The sequence below is a fragment of the Aureibaculum luteum genome, from assembly GCF_003449015.1.
GTDB lineage: Bacteria > Bacteroidota > Bacteroidia > Flavobacteriales > Flavobacteriaceae > Aureibaculum > Aureibaculum luteum.
The window spans coordinates 151,802-171,706 of the sequence record NZ_QRGD01000003.1; the positions used below are offsets into that span (position 1 = coordinate 151,802).

Genomic DNA, 19,905 nt, shown 5'->3' on the forward strand with positions numbered 1-19,905 from the left:
TATTTTTAATAAGTGTGCTATTTACATTATTTATTTTAACAAAAAATAAAATTCAATAAAAAAAATAAATTTTAAATGAATAAAAAACCAGTGTTATTCTTAATAGTGAGAACCTATTAAAACAATTGATATTTAGCGTGTTTAAATTAAAGAGCCTTCTAATAAAATAATATTAGAAGACTCTTATTGTAAATCTAGAGTAAAAAGTTACATAACTTTAGTTTTTAAATGGTTTAATGTAAAACGTAAATTCATATTCTTTAGGAAGCACTCTATATTTATTTAGTATAGAAATAGCTGTACCACCCACCCCTGACATTTTGTGGTCTAAGTTTAAGGTTACATAATCAACCTCTTTTAATTGACGTTGGTAATATGCTCTTGTCATATTATCAGTATCATAAACTTGGGCACTGGTGTTAAAAGTTTGATCTCCTTTAATAAGTAATCCACTGCCATTGTTATCACTAATTGATGTCCAATACACATCAGTTTTGTTACCGTAATCTTGAGGGATGATATACGGTACGTAATCATCATTTACTGTAGTTTCATATTGTCCAAATTTTGCTCCCGTTTTTCTATCAGGATATGTTTCATATGGACCTCTACCATACCACTTTACATTTTGGAACGTATCTGGTAATTGCAATTGCAATCCCATTTTCGGAATCCAATGTGTAAATTCTCCTGCTGGTGATGATTTTGTTTTCAATGTTATTTCCCCATCCTTAGAAATAGAATACTTAAATATATTATAAAAACCAGTCGCATCTTTATTACTTGAATCAAGTGTAATTATTTTTAAGCCTACCTCTTGTTCATTTTTGATAATTTCCATTGATACCACTTCATGCTCCAAATTATCTAAACCTAACGCATACCATCCATTAGACATGTTCACTGCCATACCCTTCTTTTGGTGTCCTATTGAGGTGAAAAATGTTCCCCAAGCATCCAATTCATTCGCTACTGGAGCTCTCCAAATATTGAATTTTGGACCTTGTTTTAAATATTCTTTCTCTTTATAGATTAACGAAGTGAGTAAACCATTTTCTTTATTAAATGTATAGGTAAAGTCGGCACCCTTAAATAAAATAGTATTGGCAGTATCATTAATAGTTACCCCATCAGTACTGGATATTTCACTTCTCTGTTCAATGAACGGAAACTCAAATTGTTCCCAAGCTACTTCATGTCCTTTTTTTGCCCAATTTGTATCTTCAGAAAGTGTAAAACTTAACTCTAACACATAATGTGTAGCTTCCTTGAAATTTTTGGTTTTATAAGGAATAGTAACATGCTCCTTTTTTAAAGGGGCTAGCTCAATTTTAAGCGTACCTGTTTCTATTTTTTCTCCATTAGCTGTTAAAGACCAATTGGCTTTTAACATATTTAAATTAGTAAAAGTATGACGGTTAAAAATTTCAACCTCACCTGCTGCTAAATTTAATACCTTTACATCTACTGGTTGTGGCGATTTTTTTAATTGCCATAATTCAGGTTGTACACTTCTATCTGGCCAAACCAATCCATAAGTTCGTCCTGGCAATCCGATACTGTAATAGTGAGATTCACTTTTTTCCGATTCAAAATCGAGCCAAAGAGCTGCCAACTTTTTCCATTCTCCATTATTAGCTTCTAAGGCTTCAATTGAAACAACACTATTAAAAATTCTAATGTTATCAATTGTTGTATGGGTTAAATATCCTAAATGATTATCAATAATATCAGCCGTTTTTCCCACATTTACAGGATAGGGACCATTGATGATATTTCCAGTACAACTTTCAGAAGCCACTAATTCACCATTTATATAAAGGACTATTTTTTCTCCATCATAAATACCGGATACTTGATGCCAATTACCAACCCAATTTTGAGGAAGATCAGCTTCTACAAATACCTTTTCACCAGTATGCACATAGAATTGAAGTTTTGTATCACTCGATTGTACGATTCCATATTGATAATTTCCTTTGGTTATAAAATAGGTATCTCCATTATATTTTTCTGGTTTAACCCAAAATGATAACGTAAGTTTATTATCAGAAATATCTAACGCGGTATCTCTATACACCTCTAACCAATCATCATGGCCACTCAAATAGAGGGCTTTACCAAACTTACCTTCTTTTAAAAGAGCTTTGTTCATTAAAGATGCCATTAAGTTATTTGAGGAAGCATCTGGTGTAGTTCTCCATTGTGTATCAATACCAGGACTCACCCAATCCCAAATTGCCCCACCCGTTAGACGTGGATATTTGTAAATAAGATCCCAATACTCATCCAATCCACCAAGAGCATTTCCTGCTACAGACAAATATTCATCCATAAATGAAGGTCTGTCATCATCTCCTAATGCAAAACGCTTCTCTAACATAAATGGTGTTACGTATCTTGGACCAACAATATCTTCACATTTTATTGGATTCGTTTTTGGATCTTCATCACTATTTCCACCATACATCCATGCGGGACGACTTGGATCTATTTTCTTTCCTTCTGCAATTAATGCACAAATATTTTCACCCGGACCACTTTCATTTCCTGCACTCCAAATGATAATAGAAGCATGGTTTCTATCTCTATACACCATTTTACGCATACGATCCAAATATTGCTCTTTCCATTCAGGTTGACTAGATAAATAAATGTTACTGTGAGCTTCATCACCCGTTTCATCTATGATGTAGATACCCAATTCATCTGCTAAATCAAGATACTCCACATTTGGTGGATAGTGACTCGTACGAACACAATTAACGTTAAATTGTTTCATCAAAGTTAAATCCTTACGCATGGTTTCAACATCCATAGCATGTCCCGTTTTTGGGTGCATCATATGACTATTTACTGCATTCAATTTTACAGGCATTCCATTAACATATATGGCTTTATTTTTTACTTCAACTTCTCTAAAGCCTGTTTTATGGCTAAAAACCTCAATAATTGTATTGTTTCTATCCAGTAACTCTAAGGTCAATGTATATAAATTAGGATGTTCTGCCGACCATTTTTTAGGGTTTTCAATCGCATAAGAACCTGCAAATTTTGCTGACTCAACTTTTAGAGTTTTTGATAAAATTTGCTTCTTTTTATCATCAAACAAACGTGCTCGAATGGAATATCCTTCTGTGTTTTCTTCATTAAAATTAGTTACAAACGCTTCTATATATAAGATTGCATCTTTATAATTTTCATCTAAATCTGTAGTAACATAAAAATCGTTTAGATGCGTTTTTGGTGTTGACATTATGTATACATCTCTAAAAATACCCGCAAGACGCCATGTATCTTGATCTTCTAAATACGAACCATCACTATAATGAAGCACTTTAACTGCTATACTATTTTTACCTTTTTTTAAATAAGGTGTAATATCGTATTCAGCGGGCTCCATAGCTCCTTGATTATAACCTACCTCTTGCCCATTGACCCAAACATACGATGCCGACTGTACACCTTCAAAGTGCAGAAAATGTTGTTTATCCTTCCCGTTTTTAGGTAGCGTAAAAGTTCTATAATAAGATCCGATTGGATTAAATTCTTTCGGCACTAACGGTGGTGTAGAAGTGTAAGGTTGACCAATATTTCTAAACATTGGATATCCAAACCCTTCCATTTCCCAGTTTGAAGGAACTTTTATATTATCCCATTTTTTTCGATTAAAACTATTTTTATAAAAATCAACTGGTGCTTGTTCTAAGTTTTCTGAAAAGTTAAATTTCCAAATACCATTAAGACTCGTAAAATTTGGTGATGCTTTCTTTTCCAAGCTAATTGCCTCTTCAATTGTATTAAAAGGCATTAAATTGGTATGTGGCAACATCTGATTACGTTGAAATACTTCTGGATTCTCCCAATCATTTTTAGCTTGTGAAAATGAAAAATTGCTTAGTATAATAAAGCAAAAAACAAAGAAAGAGTTTCTGTATAATGTATTCATATTTTGTATTTTTATAATTCTAACTATTCAGCTCAATTGTTGAAAAAACAAATTAATACTCATTAAAATGAGGTGAATTTATTAATAATTTTTAAGAAAAATGTTTTCATTTTCATATATTTACCAAATATAATGTATTTTATACACTTTATATATTATAGATAAAAAAATCAAATTCTGATCACTAAATAAAGACGCAATACATAAAACAAAAAACTTATGAAAATTAAGAAACCACTAATAGCAGTAGTAAGCTTTTTTTTAATATTAGCAACTAGTCATGCTCAAAAAGCAAATAATAAAAATCTTCTGTATAAAGATAGTAACTTATCTATAGAAGTTCGTGTAAACGATTTATTGGATAGAATGACTTTAGAGGAAAAAATTTCTCAAATGAATATGCTAAGCCTTAGTGATTTAAAGGTTGATAAAAAAGGACGGATAAGTAAGCAATCTTTAGACTCTCTATTTCAAGGTAAAAGTATTGGAACCTTAGAAAGCCCTTTTATAGGTGTTGACGAAATATCGCAACTTTCTGAAGCGGCAGATACATATTTACGTAAGCATACCAGACTGGGTATTCCTGCTATTCAGATTGCTGAATGTTTACATGGTCAATTGGCTTTCGGAGCTACTATTTTTCCTCAAACCATAGGTCAAGGTAGCACATGGAATCCTGATTTAATTAAAAAAATGGGAGCAACTATTGCCGAAGAAGCAAGTTTTTCTGGTGTTGACCAAGCGTTGTCTCCAATATTTGATTTAGCTAGAGATCCTAGATTTGGTAGAGCCGAAGAATCATTTGGTGAAGATCCTTTTCTTGTCGCAGAAATGGGGAAAGCTTTTGTTATTGGAATGCAAGGTGATCCTGAAATTACTAAAACAGGTATACCAGCGAATAAATTAATGGCTACAGCAAAGCATTACGTAGCCTACAGCACGCCTTTTGCTGGTATTAATCTAGGTCCAAATGAATTGGGCCCAAGAGATTTAAGAAATTTACATATGTATCCTTTTAAAAAGGTAATTCAAGAAGCTAATATTTATTCAGTTATGCCAGCTTATAATGATGTAAATGGTATTCCGATGCACTCCAATAAATATTTAATGAAAGATGTTCTTAGAGATGAACTTGGGTTTAATGGTTATGTTTTTTCCGATTATGAAGCCATTGCAATGCTTAACTATTTTCAAAAAGTCACCAAAGATGCTGCTGAAACGGCCGTTGTTGCATTGGAATCAGGAATTGATTTAGAAGCTCCCAAAAGTTTTGCGTATTCTGAATTGAACAACTTAGTAAAGTCTGGTAAGGTTAATGTTGCATTAATTGATAACGCCGTAAAAAATATATTAACTGCCAAATTTAAAGCCGGCTTATTTGATAATGCATATAAGGCTCCTAAGAAAGTTTCAAGTTTAATTCATACAGAAGAGGCGGTTAATCTTGCACGAGAAATTGCGGAAGAATCGATTGTTTTACTAAAGAATGAGAATAATGTATTACCATTAGACATTTCAAAAATAAAATCAATTGGGGTTATTGGTCCCAATGCAGATCAAGTACAATATGGCGATTACTCCTATACAAAAGATAATGAATCTGGTGTAACTATTTTGGATGGAATAAAGAAATATGCCGATAATAAGTTTACGGTTAATTATGCAAAAGGATGTAATATTACGGGGAATGATCAAAGTAAAATTCAAGCGGCGGTGGAAGTTGCTCAGAATAGTGACGTTGTCGTATTGGTTATTGGTGGTACAAGTAGTGTGCTGTCTGGTATAGGATGGGGAAAAGACATTCCAGGTGATTACCCTACAAGTGGTGAAGGTTTTGATAGAACTACATTAACACCTCCAGGAGTACAACCAGAATTAATACAAGCGATATATAAAACAGGTAAACCCATTGTGTTGGTAATGGTACATGGGAGAGCGTATTCTATTGCATGGGAAAAAGAACATATTCCTGCAATTGTAGAAGCTTGGTATCCTGGTGAACAAGGTGGTAATGCTGTTGCTAGTGTTCTGTTTGGAGATGTAAATCCTTCTGGAAAACTAACAGTGAGTGTTCCTAAAAGCGTGGGACATGTTCCTGTTTTTTACAATTACAAACCATCAGGGAGAGGTTTTTACAGAAATCCTGGTAGTTTAGAAAAACCAGGTAGAGATTATGTTTTTTCATCGCCTGACCCTCTATTTCCTTTTGGTCACGGATTAAGTTATACAGAATTTGAGTATTCCGATTTAATAGTTGAAGATACCAGTGTTGATATGAATGGAATGATAGTACTTTCTTTAAACATAAAGAACACAGGAAAAGTATCTGGAAAAGAAGTTATTCAGGTCTATTTTAACGATAAAGTGAGCTCAGTTACTACACCTGTAAAAGTGCTGAAAGAGTTCAAAAAAGTAACTTTAAATCCATCAGAGCTTAAAACGATCAGTTTTTCTATTCCTATGAGCGAATTTGGTTTATATGATAAGGATATGAATTATATTATTGAACCAGGTGAATTCGATATAATGGTAGGTAGTTCTTCTGACGACATTAGACTTCAAAAAACAATTTCCATAAAATAGTTATTACTATAATTTGTAACGCGATTTTATGTTGCAACAATGGCGATTTATTATTCTATAATTCATTAAACAATAAAAAAACACCTTGTCTATTTTATAAAATAGACAAGGTGTTTACGATATAACAATCGTATAAAATATTTAAATTTATTTAATGAACGATAATGTCTATATGGAAGTGGATGATTTCATTAGAAATTAAGTTCATTTTCATTTCTTAAAGAATACCTTTTATAAAAGCTCAATAAAGAAATCAAATCAACTTAATACAAGTATTAAGTTAAGCTAAAAGGGATAAATAATAGACAATTCCCCTATCACCATTTCAGCATTAACTTAATACTAATTACTAACAAGCTATGAAAGTTATCCTCTTTTAAAATCAGCACATAAAGTTTAAAACAATGCTGAAAGAGATATAAATTAAAACTTAACTATCAAACTAAAATAATTTCAACAGTAAATTTTAGATCTTTTCAAATTTTACAGACTGTATAATAATACCATTGGTTTGGTTTCCGATGTCTAATAGTATTCTAGCCATTGGCGTGTCTGATTTTGTCATTGTAAACGTTTTCTCATAGGTACTATATTCCGAGTCTACAAGAAATATTGAACCACCACCATCATACGGTTGATAACCATCTCTACCATCTCCATCTCCCACGGAAAGTGTGAATGAGAAGTCTCCTTGTGATGGGTATGCTTTTAACACCACTGTCAGTTTATAATTACCACCATTAACCAGCGTTAAATTGGGCTTGTAAAATTGAACATCCCAATAATTAGCCCCTGGAAGGATATCTTTTATTACCATCGTTCTGTTCTCTTCGTACGCATTTGCTGATCCACCTCCATTTTGGTTCAAAACCCATCCGTCAAAGCCACTAGAAAAATCAGATTCATACAATATTTCCGAGCCTAGAGGTATAGAAATTGTATCTGCTAAACCTGGATATGAAATTACAATTTCAGAGGTTCCATTACTATAAACGTCACCATTTACTGGATTCGTTGAGATGCCATAAAATTCAAATTGATCAAATAAAACAATTAAGTCATCACTACCACTTATAGATAGTTTAACACTAAGCCCTTCTAAATCTATTGTTTCACCATCTTGATAGACTAATTTTTCAGGATTGGTTTCAATGTCCATTCCCACTATATCCAATGGTATTACCGTAATAGGAATTTTTACTACTTCTCCTGTTATATGTAAAACCTTAACATCAGTAATGTTAGCTTTTAATTGTTCATCATTTGCGGGATTGGTTGTAAGTTTAAAATTTTCAAATTCTTCATAGCCAACCTCTACTTCACTATTATCAAGCAGTGTTACTCGAATAAGCGTACCAGAAAGATCTAATCGCTCTCCTACAACATACTCACTTTTTAAAGGTGCAGTAACAAGCACACCTTTTAATGGAGCAAACGGTTTTACATTTATTTCTTGTTCTACCGTTACTTCTGTGAGAACATAAGTAACCAATAATTCTTTATTGTCTCTGCCAAGTACCGCTTCGTTCTCAGGAACTGTCGTAATTTCCTCTTTGATATCATCATAATCAAAATCTTTTCTATCTCCATTCTCATAGACTAAGGTAACCACCATATCAGATAAATCTAATTTTTGACCGCTGACATAGCCTTTTTTAGGTTCATTTTTGATTTCTATTGCCGTAACATCGTTAGTAACACTAATAGTCTGTATTAAACCTTTACCTGAAGTGCCTAGTTTTATAGTTACAGATTTATCAGAGAATTCTAAAACTTTACCATTTTCAGGTTCGGTAATAATACCTTCTTGTTCAAAAGAGTCAAAAGGTATATCGATATTTTCACCACCTTTATCTAATGTTATAACCATATCAGACAAATTAAGTTCACTTCCAAGTACATAATTTACTTGTGGCAGTGTTTTCATTGAAACTCTGCTTAAATTAGATAAAGGTTCATCGTCGTTATCACAAGAACTCAAAATAGCTACAAATACAATTGTAAAAATTAAAGATGCAAATCTGAAGCGTGAATTATTTGTTGTTTGTTTCATCTATTTGAAATTTTTTAATGGTCAAAAATTACATATACATTCAAAAACCTTAATGTTTAAAAAAACATTTTTAGATATTTAGGAATGCATAAAATTAAATTTCATTTCTTGTTTTTTAGTTCTTGTACTTTATTTAAGTTCAACCTCAAATTCTTCAAAAATGGCTGTTCTATCACGAATTACAAGGGTGTCTTTTACCACATGTGTTTCTGCATTTGCGGCATCAGCATACGAATAATCTAAATAAATTACATCTCTTGTTTTCCCTCCCCATTCGTCACCATCTTCAACGTATTTTCCAGATCCAGTAATCCCATATTCATCACCTTTAAAGCTAGTAACTGAACACGTACCATCGTCATTAAAAGTAAGCTCCATAACCACATTACCTGGACTAGATGCATCACCTCGGCCAATTAAATTTTCTAACTTCACTTTATTGAAACCAGTAGTTTCAATAAGAATTACCTCATCATTTTCTACATATTCCCCATGGTATGTTCTCCCCACACTGCTAGTAGGAGCTGTAATCAAATCTTCACCTCTTCTAAGATATTTTCCATGAAATTTATTCATATACTTAATACCAAAAAGTGTATAATCTTTTGGTAAAATATCCCAATCCGCAGGGTTTAACCTATCCGGATTATTGACAATACTTACTCCAGTAAGCAAACTATCAATATTATCGGCCTTTGTCATTCTTAGTGGAATTACGTAATTCGTAGTATTTACAGGACCAAAAGATAGCGTATCTTGAAAAAAGGCATCATGCAACTGGACTTTTATGCGAGCTTTGGTATCACCAGAAGAAATTAAAACAGGACTTATTCTTTCCATTGTATAATATTCAGCTGGAAGTGCTTTTACATTCGTCACATTATCCAACAAACTATTATCTATTTCAAAATAGATACTTCGCTCTTGCCCATTTTCTCTTATCCCCGTCATTAATGCGGTAATTTCAAAGTTATGGTCATTGTCAGTTTCATTTAAACCCTGATCATACTTACCCAATATGAGCGTACGTGCAGGAGTTTGGTATGGAAAATAAGTTGCCGTAAAGTCATAATCATCAAATTCTGGTTCAGAATTACTACACGACATCGCGATGAGTGCACTTATTAATAAAATTATATTTCTTGTATTCATCGAGTAAAAAATTTACAATTATTTATTTTAATGATCAATGGGTTTTATCTTTAATTGATAAGCTGTCTTACCATCCCATGTTTTGTTCCAAAGCATCAAATTTTACTAACTCACTTTGAGGTATTGGTGCATAATTAGCGTTTTCTAAATATAATCTTGGTTCAACTACAAATTCATTATAGCTGCTACCATCATATTTAGAACCGATAATATCTGGTATATCATCTAACATATTCCATCTTCGTAAATCAAATAGACGATGCCCTTCAAAACAAAGTTCTAACCTTCTTTCATTACGGATAAGACTTCGCATACCTTCCTTTGTACTGATACCTGCCAAATAGCTATCTCCAGAATCAAGTCCGATACCTGCTCTTTGTCTAATGGCTTCAACGATTATTCTTGCAGACATACCGCCCACCATATTGTCTGGGCCACCTAATTCATTGGCTGACTCTGCTAGCATCAAATAAAGATCTGTATATCTTAAAAAAACGTTCATCTTTTCAGATGCTGAAACATTACCGTCACTACTAATAGTTACTTTAGGATCTAATAACTTTTTAAGATAATAACCAGATCGTGTAGATCGAAATTGCACTTTATCAATCTCATCATTACCACCACCGGCACCTGTTTTAATTATTCTATTATTTAAATCGTTTCCATTATATAAAACATATTTTTTTAATCTTGGATCTCTATTAGCAAAGGGGTTTGCTGCATCATAATCTGGATGCGTTGTTGAAAAAGGAGTTCCATCTAGCATTGGAAAAGCATCTACTAAATTTTGTGACGGATTCAATTTACCTTCTCCATTTAATGATGGTGGATAATGTTGTTTTTCTAACCATGTGAACGAAGGGGAAACATTGTCTCTCCAAAGTACTTCTGGAAAATTACGTGTACCTATAGAGAAATCATAAAAATCGTAATAACCTGTAGGATCTAAGCCTGTTATTCCTCCATTATCATTTAATAAGTCAGCAAGAATGTTTGCTGTTTTTTGATAATAGTCACCAGAACCATTCATAAAGGCAGGACTTGCAGCCAAAAGATTCAACTTTGCTTGAAAAGCCTTAATAATACGACCATTTATACGTCCGTCTTGATTTTTACCAAAAACAAACTGATATCTATCATCATCTGTTCCATTATAAATAGACGGTTGATTGGACAAGTTTCCATCCCAATCCATAGGTAAATACTCTAATGCTTCATTAAAATCTTCATTTATTCGATCTACAGTTTCTTCAAATCCAAGTCTAGGCAAATTAAAATCAGCGTCATAATCTAAAAATTCTGTAATGTAAGGTATACCTAAAAGTTCACCAGAAGTTCCCATCCCAGCATGTTCTTGTAGAATCCAAAAATGTCTTAAGGCTCTCATGGCTATAGCCTCGCCATACATACGTTGTTTAAAAAGATTGTTCGTTTCTTCATCTCTTTTCCAAACAACCTCATCAATGATACTAAGAAATTTATTTACATAAAGCACTTTTTCATATTGAGACCATCTATTGGAAAAGGGATTTTGTGCATTCCATTCTCCAGTAGCCATTCTACGAAATCCACTTAAATAATTGTTAACAGCATCATCAGTTGCCGAATCGTTAAATAATACTTGATTGGACATACTTCCGTACGCATCTAACAATAAACCTTCTGCCATTGCTGGGTCAGAAGTTAGTCTATCATCTCCAGCTAGATTTTCATCTAGAGGTTCAAAAGTATCACATCCTACGACGGATAAAAGCATTAATGAAAGGAATGTATATTTGATAAAAGTTTTCATATCTAGATCTAATTTTTTCAGTTAAAACTTTACTCTAAGTCCCAATGAGTAATAACGGTACGATGGTGCATACCCCAAACTTAATTGTTTTATTTCCTTGTTATTGGCAACCATTAAAAGGTTGGATCCACTAGCGTACACACTAAAATCTTCCATATTAAGGTTGGACACCCATGTTTTAGGGAGATCATATGTTAGCTGGACACGTTCAATTTTAAAATTACTGTTGTCATACATCCAAAAACTAGATGTTTTGCCAAAGTTATTGGTATTTTCAATAGAGGATAATCGTGGAAAAGTAGCAGTATTTGCTGTAGCTTCCGTCCATCGTCCTCGAACAATTTCAGAATATTTATCACCTGCTTGAGGACGATAATAACTGTCTGAAATAAGTGCATCACTACCTACTTGAGCCGTTAAAAGTGCAAACAAAGTAAATGCCTTATAGTTTAATTTAATGTCTGTTCCAAAAGTCCAAGGAGCATCCCATCTACCAATAACAACTTGATCTTGATCATTTACAACACCATCATTATTTATGTCCTTATATTTTAAGTCTCCAGCTTGCACATTACCAAATTGGGCAGGAACGCCGTCCTTTAAAGAACCATCTGCATTAAAATCATCAACTCCAAAGAAACCTAAAGATTCTAACCCCCAATAGGCGTCAATAGATGTTCCTTTTCTATATTGATAATCATCTTCGTATACTTCATCTACTTTGGTCAATTCAGAATCTGTATATAGAACTCTTGCTCCAAGATCTACAGCTAAATCTCCAAATTTGTCAGTATATCTAATCCCTAGTTCAAAACCAGAGCGTAGTTCTTCATTAAAATTTGAATAGGGTCGAAATGAATTATAATATTGTGGATATAATGTAGATACTCTTGTTACTTTCTCTTTTAAGCTTGAACGAAAGTAATTAGCTTCTATCGAAAATTTATCATAAATAAGCCCTTCAAAACCAAAGTTAAAGTCCATTCTTTTCTCCATTCCTAAACTATTATTTTGGCCTCTTTCAATTGTTGTATAACCATTAGAAGAAGTTGAACCGTACCTGTCTCCCCAATAATAACTACCTCCATTTTGTTGGTATATGGCGTCATATAAAAAGTATCCTGGAATACCCACATCTGAATATATTGTACCCATCGAGGTGCGTATTTTAAGATAATTTAACCAAGATACATCCTTTAATGCAGGCTCTTCTGTTAAAATGTAAGCAAGACCAACTGTGGGTGCTAATTTCCCTCTATTACCTTCAGCTAATTTAACAGAATGAATATAAGATGCGTTTAAATCAAGTAGAAATTTATTTTTGTAACTATAGTTTAAACTTAAAGCAACGTTACTATTTTTTTCAGATTGTTTTACAGACTTTACATACGTGTTATTTGTAAAACCTATTAATGACGCTTTAATAAAATGATCTTCCTTAATTTTCTTTTCATAGTTTAACAAACCAAAGAAACCATATCTAATAACAAATGAATTTGTTTCCACCGTTTCTTCTTGCCCTCTGCGGTCTGCACTCCCTACATTTACCAAATCAATTATTTTGTTGTCATCATTCCAAGTGGGCTGATAAATAGCAAACTGGTTTTTTACAGTTAAGTTATAGCTATTATAAAAATCAAAACTTAAATATGTTTTCGCTGATAAGCCTTCTGTAATGGAACTAAGATCAAAATCTATAGAATTATTTACTTGACTAATTCGTGTCATGTTCGTTTGCTCTCCTCCTGCTATGACATTTGCCAATGGAACATTATCACTATATGATTGGTTACCTCCCAAAATATATCCATCATACTTATTGGCTGCTTCAACAATACCTTCTAAATTAGAATTACCCGTAAAATCTATCATGCTTACAGGCAATAATGGAGCATAAAGATTGGGTCTAAAAGTTTGGCCTGCATTGTATAGGTTAGTTAACGAACTTTTATTTCTTTCAATAATGGCAACCGCATCTAAGCTACTTGTTATCCAACTATTGATTCTAAAGTCAATATTTCCCCTTACGTTAAAACGTGTCGTTCCTTTATCATTATCACTAACATCTTGTAGGCTTCTATCCGATTTAAAACCAACATTTATATAATATTTTGTGTCTTCCATCGCACCAGAAAAATCTGCAAGAACGTTAGTAAACGATGACTGAGATTTGAAATAATCGCTTGAGTATAGATCAATATTTGGATATCTATATGGATTTATTCCACTATTAAAATTTGCTATTTCGTCATCTGAATACGTCTGACTTAAACCGTCATTTGCACGAGCCTCATTATAATATTTCATGTACTCACCTGAATCCAGATATTTAGGCATCGCCACTGGGTTTTTAATTCCAGAACTGGCACTGACATTAAATTCTTTTTTATTGGAACCTCGCTTTGTTGTAACGACAATTACACCATTTTTTGCCATAGACCCATACATCGCAGCTGCACTTGCATCCTTTAATACCGTAATTTCTTGAATTTCTTCCATATTCAGCAAGTCAATGGATCTTCCCGGAATACCATCAACAACAATAAGAGCATCACCTAAACCACGGATATTGCTACTGTATTTAAGTCCAGTAATTCTACCGTTTAAAGCATCTCTTACCCATTGTGTATTGTCAAATTTCAAAAATTTATCAGGGTTTATAGAAGATACTGAACCTACTATGTTACCATTCTTTTCAATTTGAAAACCTAAATTTACCTCCCTATCAAAGTTAGACACCAATTTAGTGCTATCAATAGCAATAGTATCTGTTTGCGTTTGTTGGATATTTTGCCCAGCTAATGCGTAAGAAAACAGTAAATAGCTTCCTAAGCACAAAAGTGATTTATTATGTTTTATAAAGTGTATCATAAATTGGTTGTTATTATCAAATACAGAAAACAGTTAAGTGTTACCATCCAGGATTTTGAGGAAAACCTTCATACAATTCAGTATCGTTTTTAGGAAGGGGTAACCAGTAATGTTTTTCGTCAAAAACTCGAGTTCTTAAAACTTCTTCTACCATATTAATTGGCTTGCCTGAGGCATTTCGATTAAAACGTAATCCTGTTTTTAGTTTATATTTCATGTTAGTTCCCTGTTTCCATCTTCTTATGTCCATCCATCTATGATTTTCCCATGACATTTCCATAGCACGTTCACGACGAATTTCTTCCATAAATACATTAGGGCTTGTTAAGTTTACTGCACTTACATTTAGGCTACCATCAGGCATTGCCCGTTCTCTTATTTTATTTATAGCATCAACAGCAGAAAGATTAAATCCACTCGGTTTTCCATTAACTCCATAACCCATAACAGCAGCTTCTGCATACATTAAATACACATCAGTTAGTCTTACATGAACTCTCCAAGCAAATAAACCTTGATTATCATATTTATTAAATGATCTTGGATACCATTTTTTTGCTACATATCCTGTTCTTGTACCATTGCTTTTCCCTGGGTATCGGTGGGCACCGCCATCGTAAAACTCTGCATATCTATTTACGGCATCAGCACCAGTAGCAGCTCCTAAATTATCAACTAATTGATCTCCATCTACAACAATCCATTTATAAAAACGAGGATCTCTATTTGCCCATGGGTCATTAGGATCATAAAGCGGACTTTCATCACAAGACAGTCCATCTTTCATTCCAAAATAATTGTGAATATAGTTGTGTGTAGGAGAATTTATAGCATTAGAGTTGCCAATTGCACCCAATTGCCAAGCATCTCCCATATAGCCTCCAAACCATCCTACAAATCCAGATTGCCCAAAAATGTATTCTGAATTATAAGAATATTTTCCGTCCGTAGAATAAAAAACAGATTCGTAATCATCCCATGGAACAAGTTGATAGCGAGGAATATCAATTACTTTTGCAAAAGCGTCCGCAGCTTGTTTACAAAGTTCTACATTGTACCCATAAGTATCATTACTATTTTGCATTAAAGGACTCGCAGCGAATAATAAATTTTTAGCCTTTAAAGCTAAAGCGGCACCTTTTGTTAATCTAAACATATTTTGCCCGTTGGTTTTTACACCTGGTTGCCAATCTGAATCATCCCAATCTTCTGGTAATAAGGCAATGGCCTTATCAAAGTCTTTGTCAATTTTAAGTGCAGTCTCAGACCATTCTGTAGGTCTTTGTAACTTCCAATCATCTTTTAATACATGGTCAATGTAAGGCATAGGCCCCCAAAATTTCATGATTTCATGATGAAAGAAGCCTCTAAAAAAATAAGCCTGTCCCAAAATGGCATCTTTTTGTTGTTGCGTTGCATCTACCATCAAAGAATCTGCACTAGCAATAACAATATTAGCCTTTCTTATACCTGCCCAACTACTTGGCCATACAGCACTTTTGTCAAATGGAAGACCAGAACTAGTATTTGGATTTCCACTAAAATAATTAAAATCATTTTGCCAATCCCAATATCTCCCTTCATCAGAGGAGTAATCAAATATCCATGTCTCAACGCCTATAGAATCTTCTCCATAATAAGAGTAATACGACCAGAACGGAGCAGAATAATCTACAATCATGGCATACATTTCTTCTACAAAACCTTGAGCATTTTCAAAATTTTTGAATACTTCTTCTACTGTGAGATCTGTTTCAATGGTTTTATCTAAATAGTCCTCGCAAGAATACATCATTCCAATTAGACTTAATAAACCGATTAATTTGTATAAACTTCTCATTGTCTTTTATTAAAAATTAATTGTTAGTCCTAAATTCATTCTTTTAAACGTAGGGTAGTTACCTCTAAACTCAGATTGACTACCTACATTTTCCTCCCTATCATCAGGAAGATCAGACCAAAATGCCAAATTATTACCACTTAAAAATATTCTGTATTGACTACCATCTTTTGATCCAAAGGTGTATGCAATTTCCATGTTCTGTAATCTAAGAAAGGAAGCGTCATACCAATCTCTATATGGATCCGTAGCTCCAGATGCCCCTCCAAAAGAAGGAAGAATTTCTGTTCCATTAGGATTACTTACACTCCAATAGTCTGATTTATCATCAAAAAACAAAGGTGTTTGAACTGCAAATGTTCGATCTTGATATTGTTTGGTTGTATTACTAACACCATAAAACTGAATCATAAATGTAAAATTCTTGTATCCAGCTCCTAAAGTTAAGTTATAGGTGTTTTGAGGACGAGTAGGATACCCATAAGGTACATTATCGTTGGCATTTATTACACCATCTCCGTTATAATCAATCAAGTCGTAAGACCCTGGTCGCACTGCTCCTTGATTATTTTCCACAGGAGAAGAACCATAAACATCATCCCATGATTGCATCATATCTCCACGTATTGTTGTGCTATTTTGTCCAATAGGAAATCCTTCCTCTTTTTGATAAGCTTCTTTAAGTTCAGGATCTTCTTTGAATATCACCTCGTCTCTGGCTGTGGTATAGGCAAAATTAGCCGACACATCCCAATCATCAGTTATTCTTTGTTTAAAGTTTAATGCTATTTCCAATCCTTTTACACTGGTTTCGCCAAGGTTTACATCAGCTGGATCAAACCCAAAGAAACTAGGTACGCTTCGGTTATCCGCAGGAATGATAATATCATGTCTATCTTCTTTAAAAAAGTCTACATCTAATGAAAGTTTATTTTCTAACACTGCCATTTCAAAACCAATATTGGCCTTTTCAGAAGTTTCCCATTGTAAATCTGGATTCCCAAGAACGCTTTCTTTGTAATACGTATAAGGTGATTGGACACCCCAAACATTAGAGTTATTCATATAAGCACTACCGCCACTAGACCATTGAGATAAATAAGCCCATCTATTTCCTGCAGCATCATCACCAACAACACCATATGAACCGCGTATTTTTAGTTTATTTAGCCATGAAACGTTATCCATAAAAGATTCGTTGCTAATCATCCATCCTAAGGCAGCAGAAGGAAATAAGTCAAACTTATACCCAGGTCCATATTTTTCAGAACCATTATATGCTCCATTTAAATCTATAAAATAGCGATTATCATAATTATAAACTAGCCTACCTACCCAGTCTTCTCTATATCTTGGTAACATATCACCAATAGCATACTCTTCTCTGTTCATCAATGCCAATACGCCTACATTATGTTTTTTTGCAAAAGTTTTGTCATAATTCAATGAAAACTGATAGAAAAGTCTTCTGCTGGTTTGCCAATCTTGAATCTGAAGAGCATCTCTGTTCCAAGGTTGTATCACATAATCAAATTGATTAGTACCTGAAGGAGAAACTATTTGCTCAGTACCATCTGAAAGGTAAACTCTATAAATTACATTATCAGTTCCTGTAGGGTCAGTCTCCTTAATACCACCTTCACCTCTAAAATTATTATCATAAGACAAAGACCCCCTAAAAGATAAGCCTTCTGTAATAAAATCTAATTTTTGTGTAAGAATAAAATCCGTATTCACCTGAACCCTGTGGTTTTTTGTAGCTCCTTTGGCAGATAGTATTACTGCTGGATTAGCCAACTCATAATTCTCTACTAAAGTTCTCCCATAGGTTCCATCAGGATAAATTGGATAAAATAAACTTGGTGCCAAATTATAGATACTGCTATAAAGCAATTGACTATCTGCATCATTTCCATTTTGCACACCATAATAACCAGAAAGGTTTACAGACAAACGCGTACTCTTGGTAACATCAAAATCTATATTACTTCTAAAGTTAAAACGATCATAATTAAAATTTGCTTCGTAGTCTCTACCGTTGTTAAAAGCAGACCCATCAAATATATCTCCGACATGTTGATACGTAAGTGCACCAAAATATTTAACAGCATCAGTACCTCCACTTACAGAAAGATTCACTTTGTGATCCATCGCAAAATCCTTTTGAGTAACATCATTCCAATCCACATTAGGGTAAATGTAGCGATCTGTTTCGTTTCTAGGATTTCTATACCTATCTGCTATATCAACAGGGGTATACTGTCCCCATAAATCATCTCTAATTGGCAATACTCTTTCTATAGCCTCATTCGTAACCATAATGCCATCATAAGAATCGTATTTTTGGGGTAATTTTGAAGGTACTTTTATTGTGGAAGTTGCAGAAATAGAAAGTCTTGCTTTTCCTTTCTTCCCACGTTTTGTAGTAATAAGGATAACTCCGTTAGCACCTTTTACACCAAATACCGCAGTTGCCGAAGCATCTTTAAGTATTGACATGCTTTCAATATCGCTAGCATTTACATCACTCATACTCCTTTCTATACCATCAACAAGAACTAATGGCTGTCCACCACCGTTCCACGTACTTTGTCCACGAATATATATAGCAGGATTCTCATCACCAGGACGTCCGGAAGAAGAAACAGTTACTACACCAGGTAAACGCCCAGTAAGTGCTTGCCCAACCGTAGACACACCACCAGATTGCATTAAAACATCTCCGGTAACCTGTACAATAGACCCTACCACACTTTCCTTTTTCTGTTTACCATACCCAACGATAACCACCTCATCAAGAGCAGATGCTTCAGCTACCATTACAATATTTATTTCCGTACGACCATTAACACTAATGACTTGCGTACCAAAACCTATAAAACTTACTTCTAATTTTGCATTTTTAGGTACCGTTATGTTGAATGTACCATCTAGATCAGACATTACTCCATTGAGTGTTCCTTGCTCAATAATATTAGCACCGATTACTGGACCAAATTCAGCCTCGGTTATAGTGCCATGCACCGTAATAGTTTCCTGAGAATCCGTTTGTGCTAAAACGGTCAAATGGGAAATAAAGATCAACAATACAAACAGTATTATATTGATAACGTACTTAAAACTAGAATTAGGCTGTTTTGTGTAAGGAATTCGTTTTTTCATCTCTAAAATCTGGTTGATACTTCTTTTAATTGGTTCTTAGAGTTCAAAAGGCTAAACACCCTGCTCTAAACTTAACCCATCTCCAACTACATTATTTTACTTTATTTTAATAGTTAAATCAGTTATTATATCGAGAAATAAATTTGATATAGAAACTCAAGAAAACTATCAATTTATTAATTGGATACTAAATGTCAAAAAATATCTTAATGAAATAAAAGTCGACATAAAGCACTTCTTTTATATTAAATGTAGTTTTTACATTTACAAATGTAAGAAAAGAAATTTATATTTAACAAATATTTCACAAAAAAAATGTACTTATAACACTTATGTTTTGTAAACAATGATATTTATCACTTTATTACATTATTTTTAGCAATCATTTAATACAAATAACACAGAGCCATACAGTGATTAAGAAGAATACCTAATTAAGACCTTCATATGAAAGCTTTGAATTTAAAAACATAACTTTACCTTATAAAAATCATATTTTA

General features: G+C 33.5%; 8 protein-coding genes. 1 reads left to right on the top strand and 7 read right to left on the bottom strand.

Going from position 1 to position 19,905, the window contains the following annotated elements; genetic code table 11:
- Window positions 1-217: 217 nt before the first annotated feature.
- The gene (locus D3P13_RS09035; protein ID WP_117881557.1) at window positions 218-3,949 is read right to left on the bottom strand and encodes a beta-galactosidase small subunit-related protein; all 3,732 of its coding nucleotides are present in this window, start codon (window positions 3,947-3,949) and stop codon (window positions 218-220) included.
- A gap of 219 nt (window positions 3,950-4,168) precedes the next feature.
- Between D3P13_RS09035 and D3P13_RS09040 the strand changes: the two genes are divergently transcribed.
- Window positions 4,169-6,532, top strand: a complete 2,364-nt coding sequence (locus D3P13_RS09040) for a glycoside hydrolase family 3 N-terminal domain-containing protein (protein ID WP_117881559.1) — start codon at window positions 4,169-4,171, stop codon at window positions 6,530-6,532.
- Between the two features lie 466 nt (window positions 6,533-6,998).
- Here the strand turns inward: D3P13_RS09040 and D3P13_RS09045 are convergent, their stop codons facing one another.
- The 6 genes from D3P13_RS09045 to D3P13_RS09070 form a co-directional block, all read right to left on the bottom strand.
- Window positions 6,999-8,585, bottom strand: coding sequence for a carbohydrate binding domain-containing protein (locus D3P13_RS09045; RefSeq protein WP_117881561.1), 1,587 nt, complete (start codon window positions 8,583-8,585; stop codon window positions 6,999-7,001).
- Between the two features lie 129 nt (window positions 8,586-8,714).
- Entirely contained in the window at window positions 8,715-9,737 is a 1,023-nt protein-coding gene (locus D3P13_RS09050) for a DUF5627 domain-containing protein (RefSeq protein WP_117881563.1), read from the bottom strand.
- Window positions 9,738-9,804: 67 nt separating this feature from the next.
- Window positions 9,805-11,532, bottom strand: coding sequence for a RagB/SusD family nutrient uptake outer membrane protein (locus D3P13_RS09055; protein WP_117881565.1), 1,728 nt, complete (start codon window positions 11,530-11,532; stop codon window positions 9,805-9,807).
- Window positions 11,533-11,553: 21 nt separating this feature from the next.
- Window positions 11,554-14,403, bottom strand: a complete 2,850-nt coding sequence (locus tag D3P13_RS09060; protein ID WP_117881567.1) for a SusC/RagA family TonB-linked outer membrane protein — start codon at window positions 14,401-14,403, stop codon at window positions 11,554-11,556.
- Window positions 14,404-14,443: 40 nt separating this feature from the next.
- Window positions 14,444-16,243: a RagB/SusD family nutrient uptake outer membrane protein gene (locus D3P13_RS09065; protein WP_117881569.1), complete on the bottom strand. Its 1,800-nt coding sequence runs from the start codon at window positions 16,241-16,243 to the stop codon at window positions 14,444-14,446.
- A 9-nt stretch (window positions 16,244-16,252) separates the two neighbouring features.
- A complete protein-coding gene (locus D3P13_RS09070) occupies window positions 16,253-19,405 on the bottom strand; it encodes a SusC/RagA family TonB-linked outer membrane protein (RefSeq protein WP_117881571.1) in 3,153 nt (1,050 codons plus the stop codon).
- Window positions 19,406-19,905 lie beyond the last annotated feature (500 nt).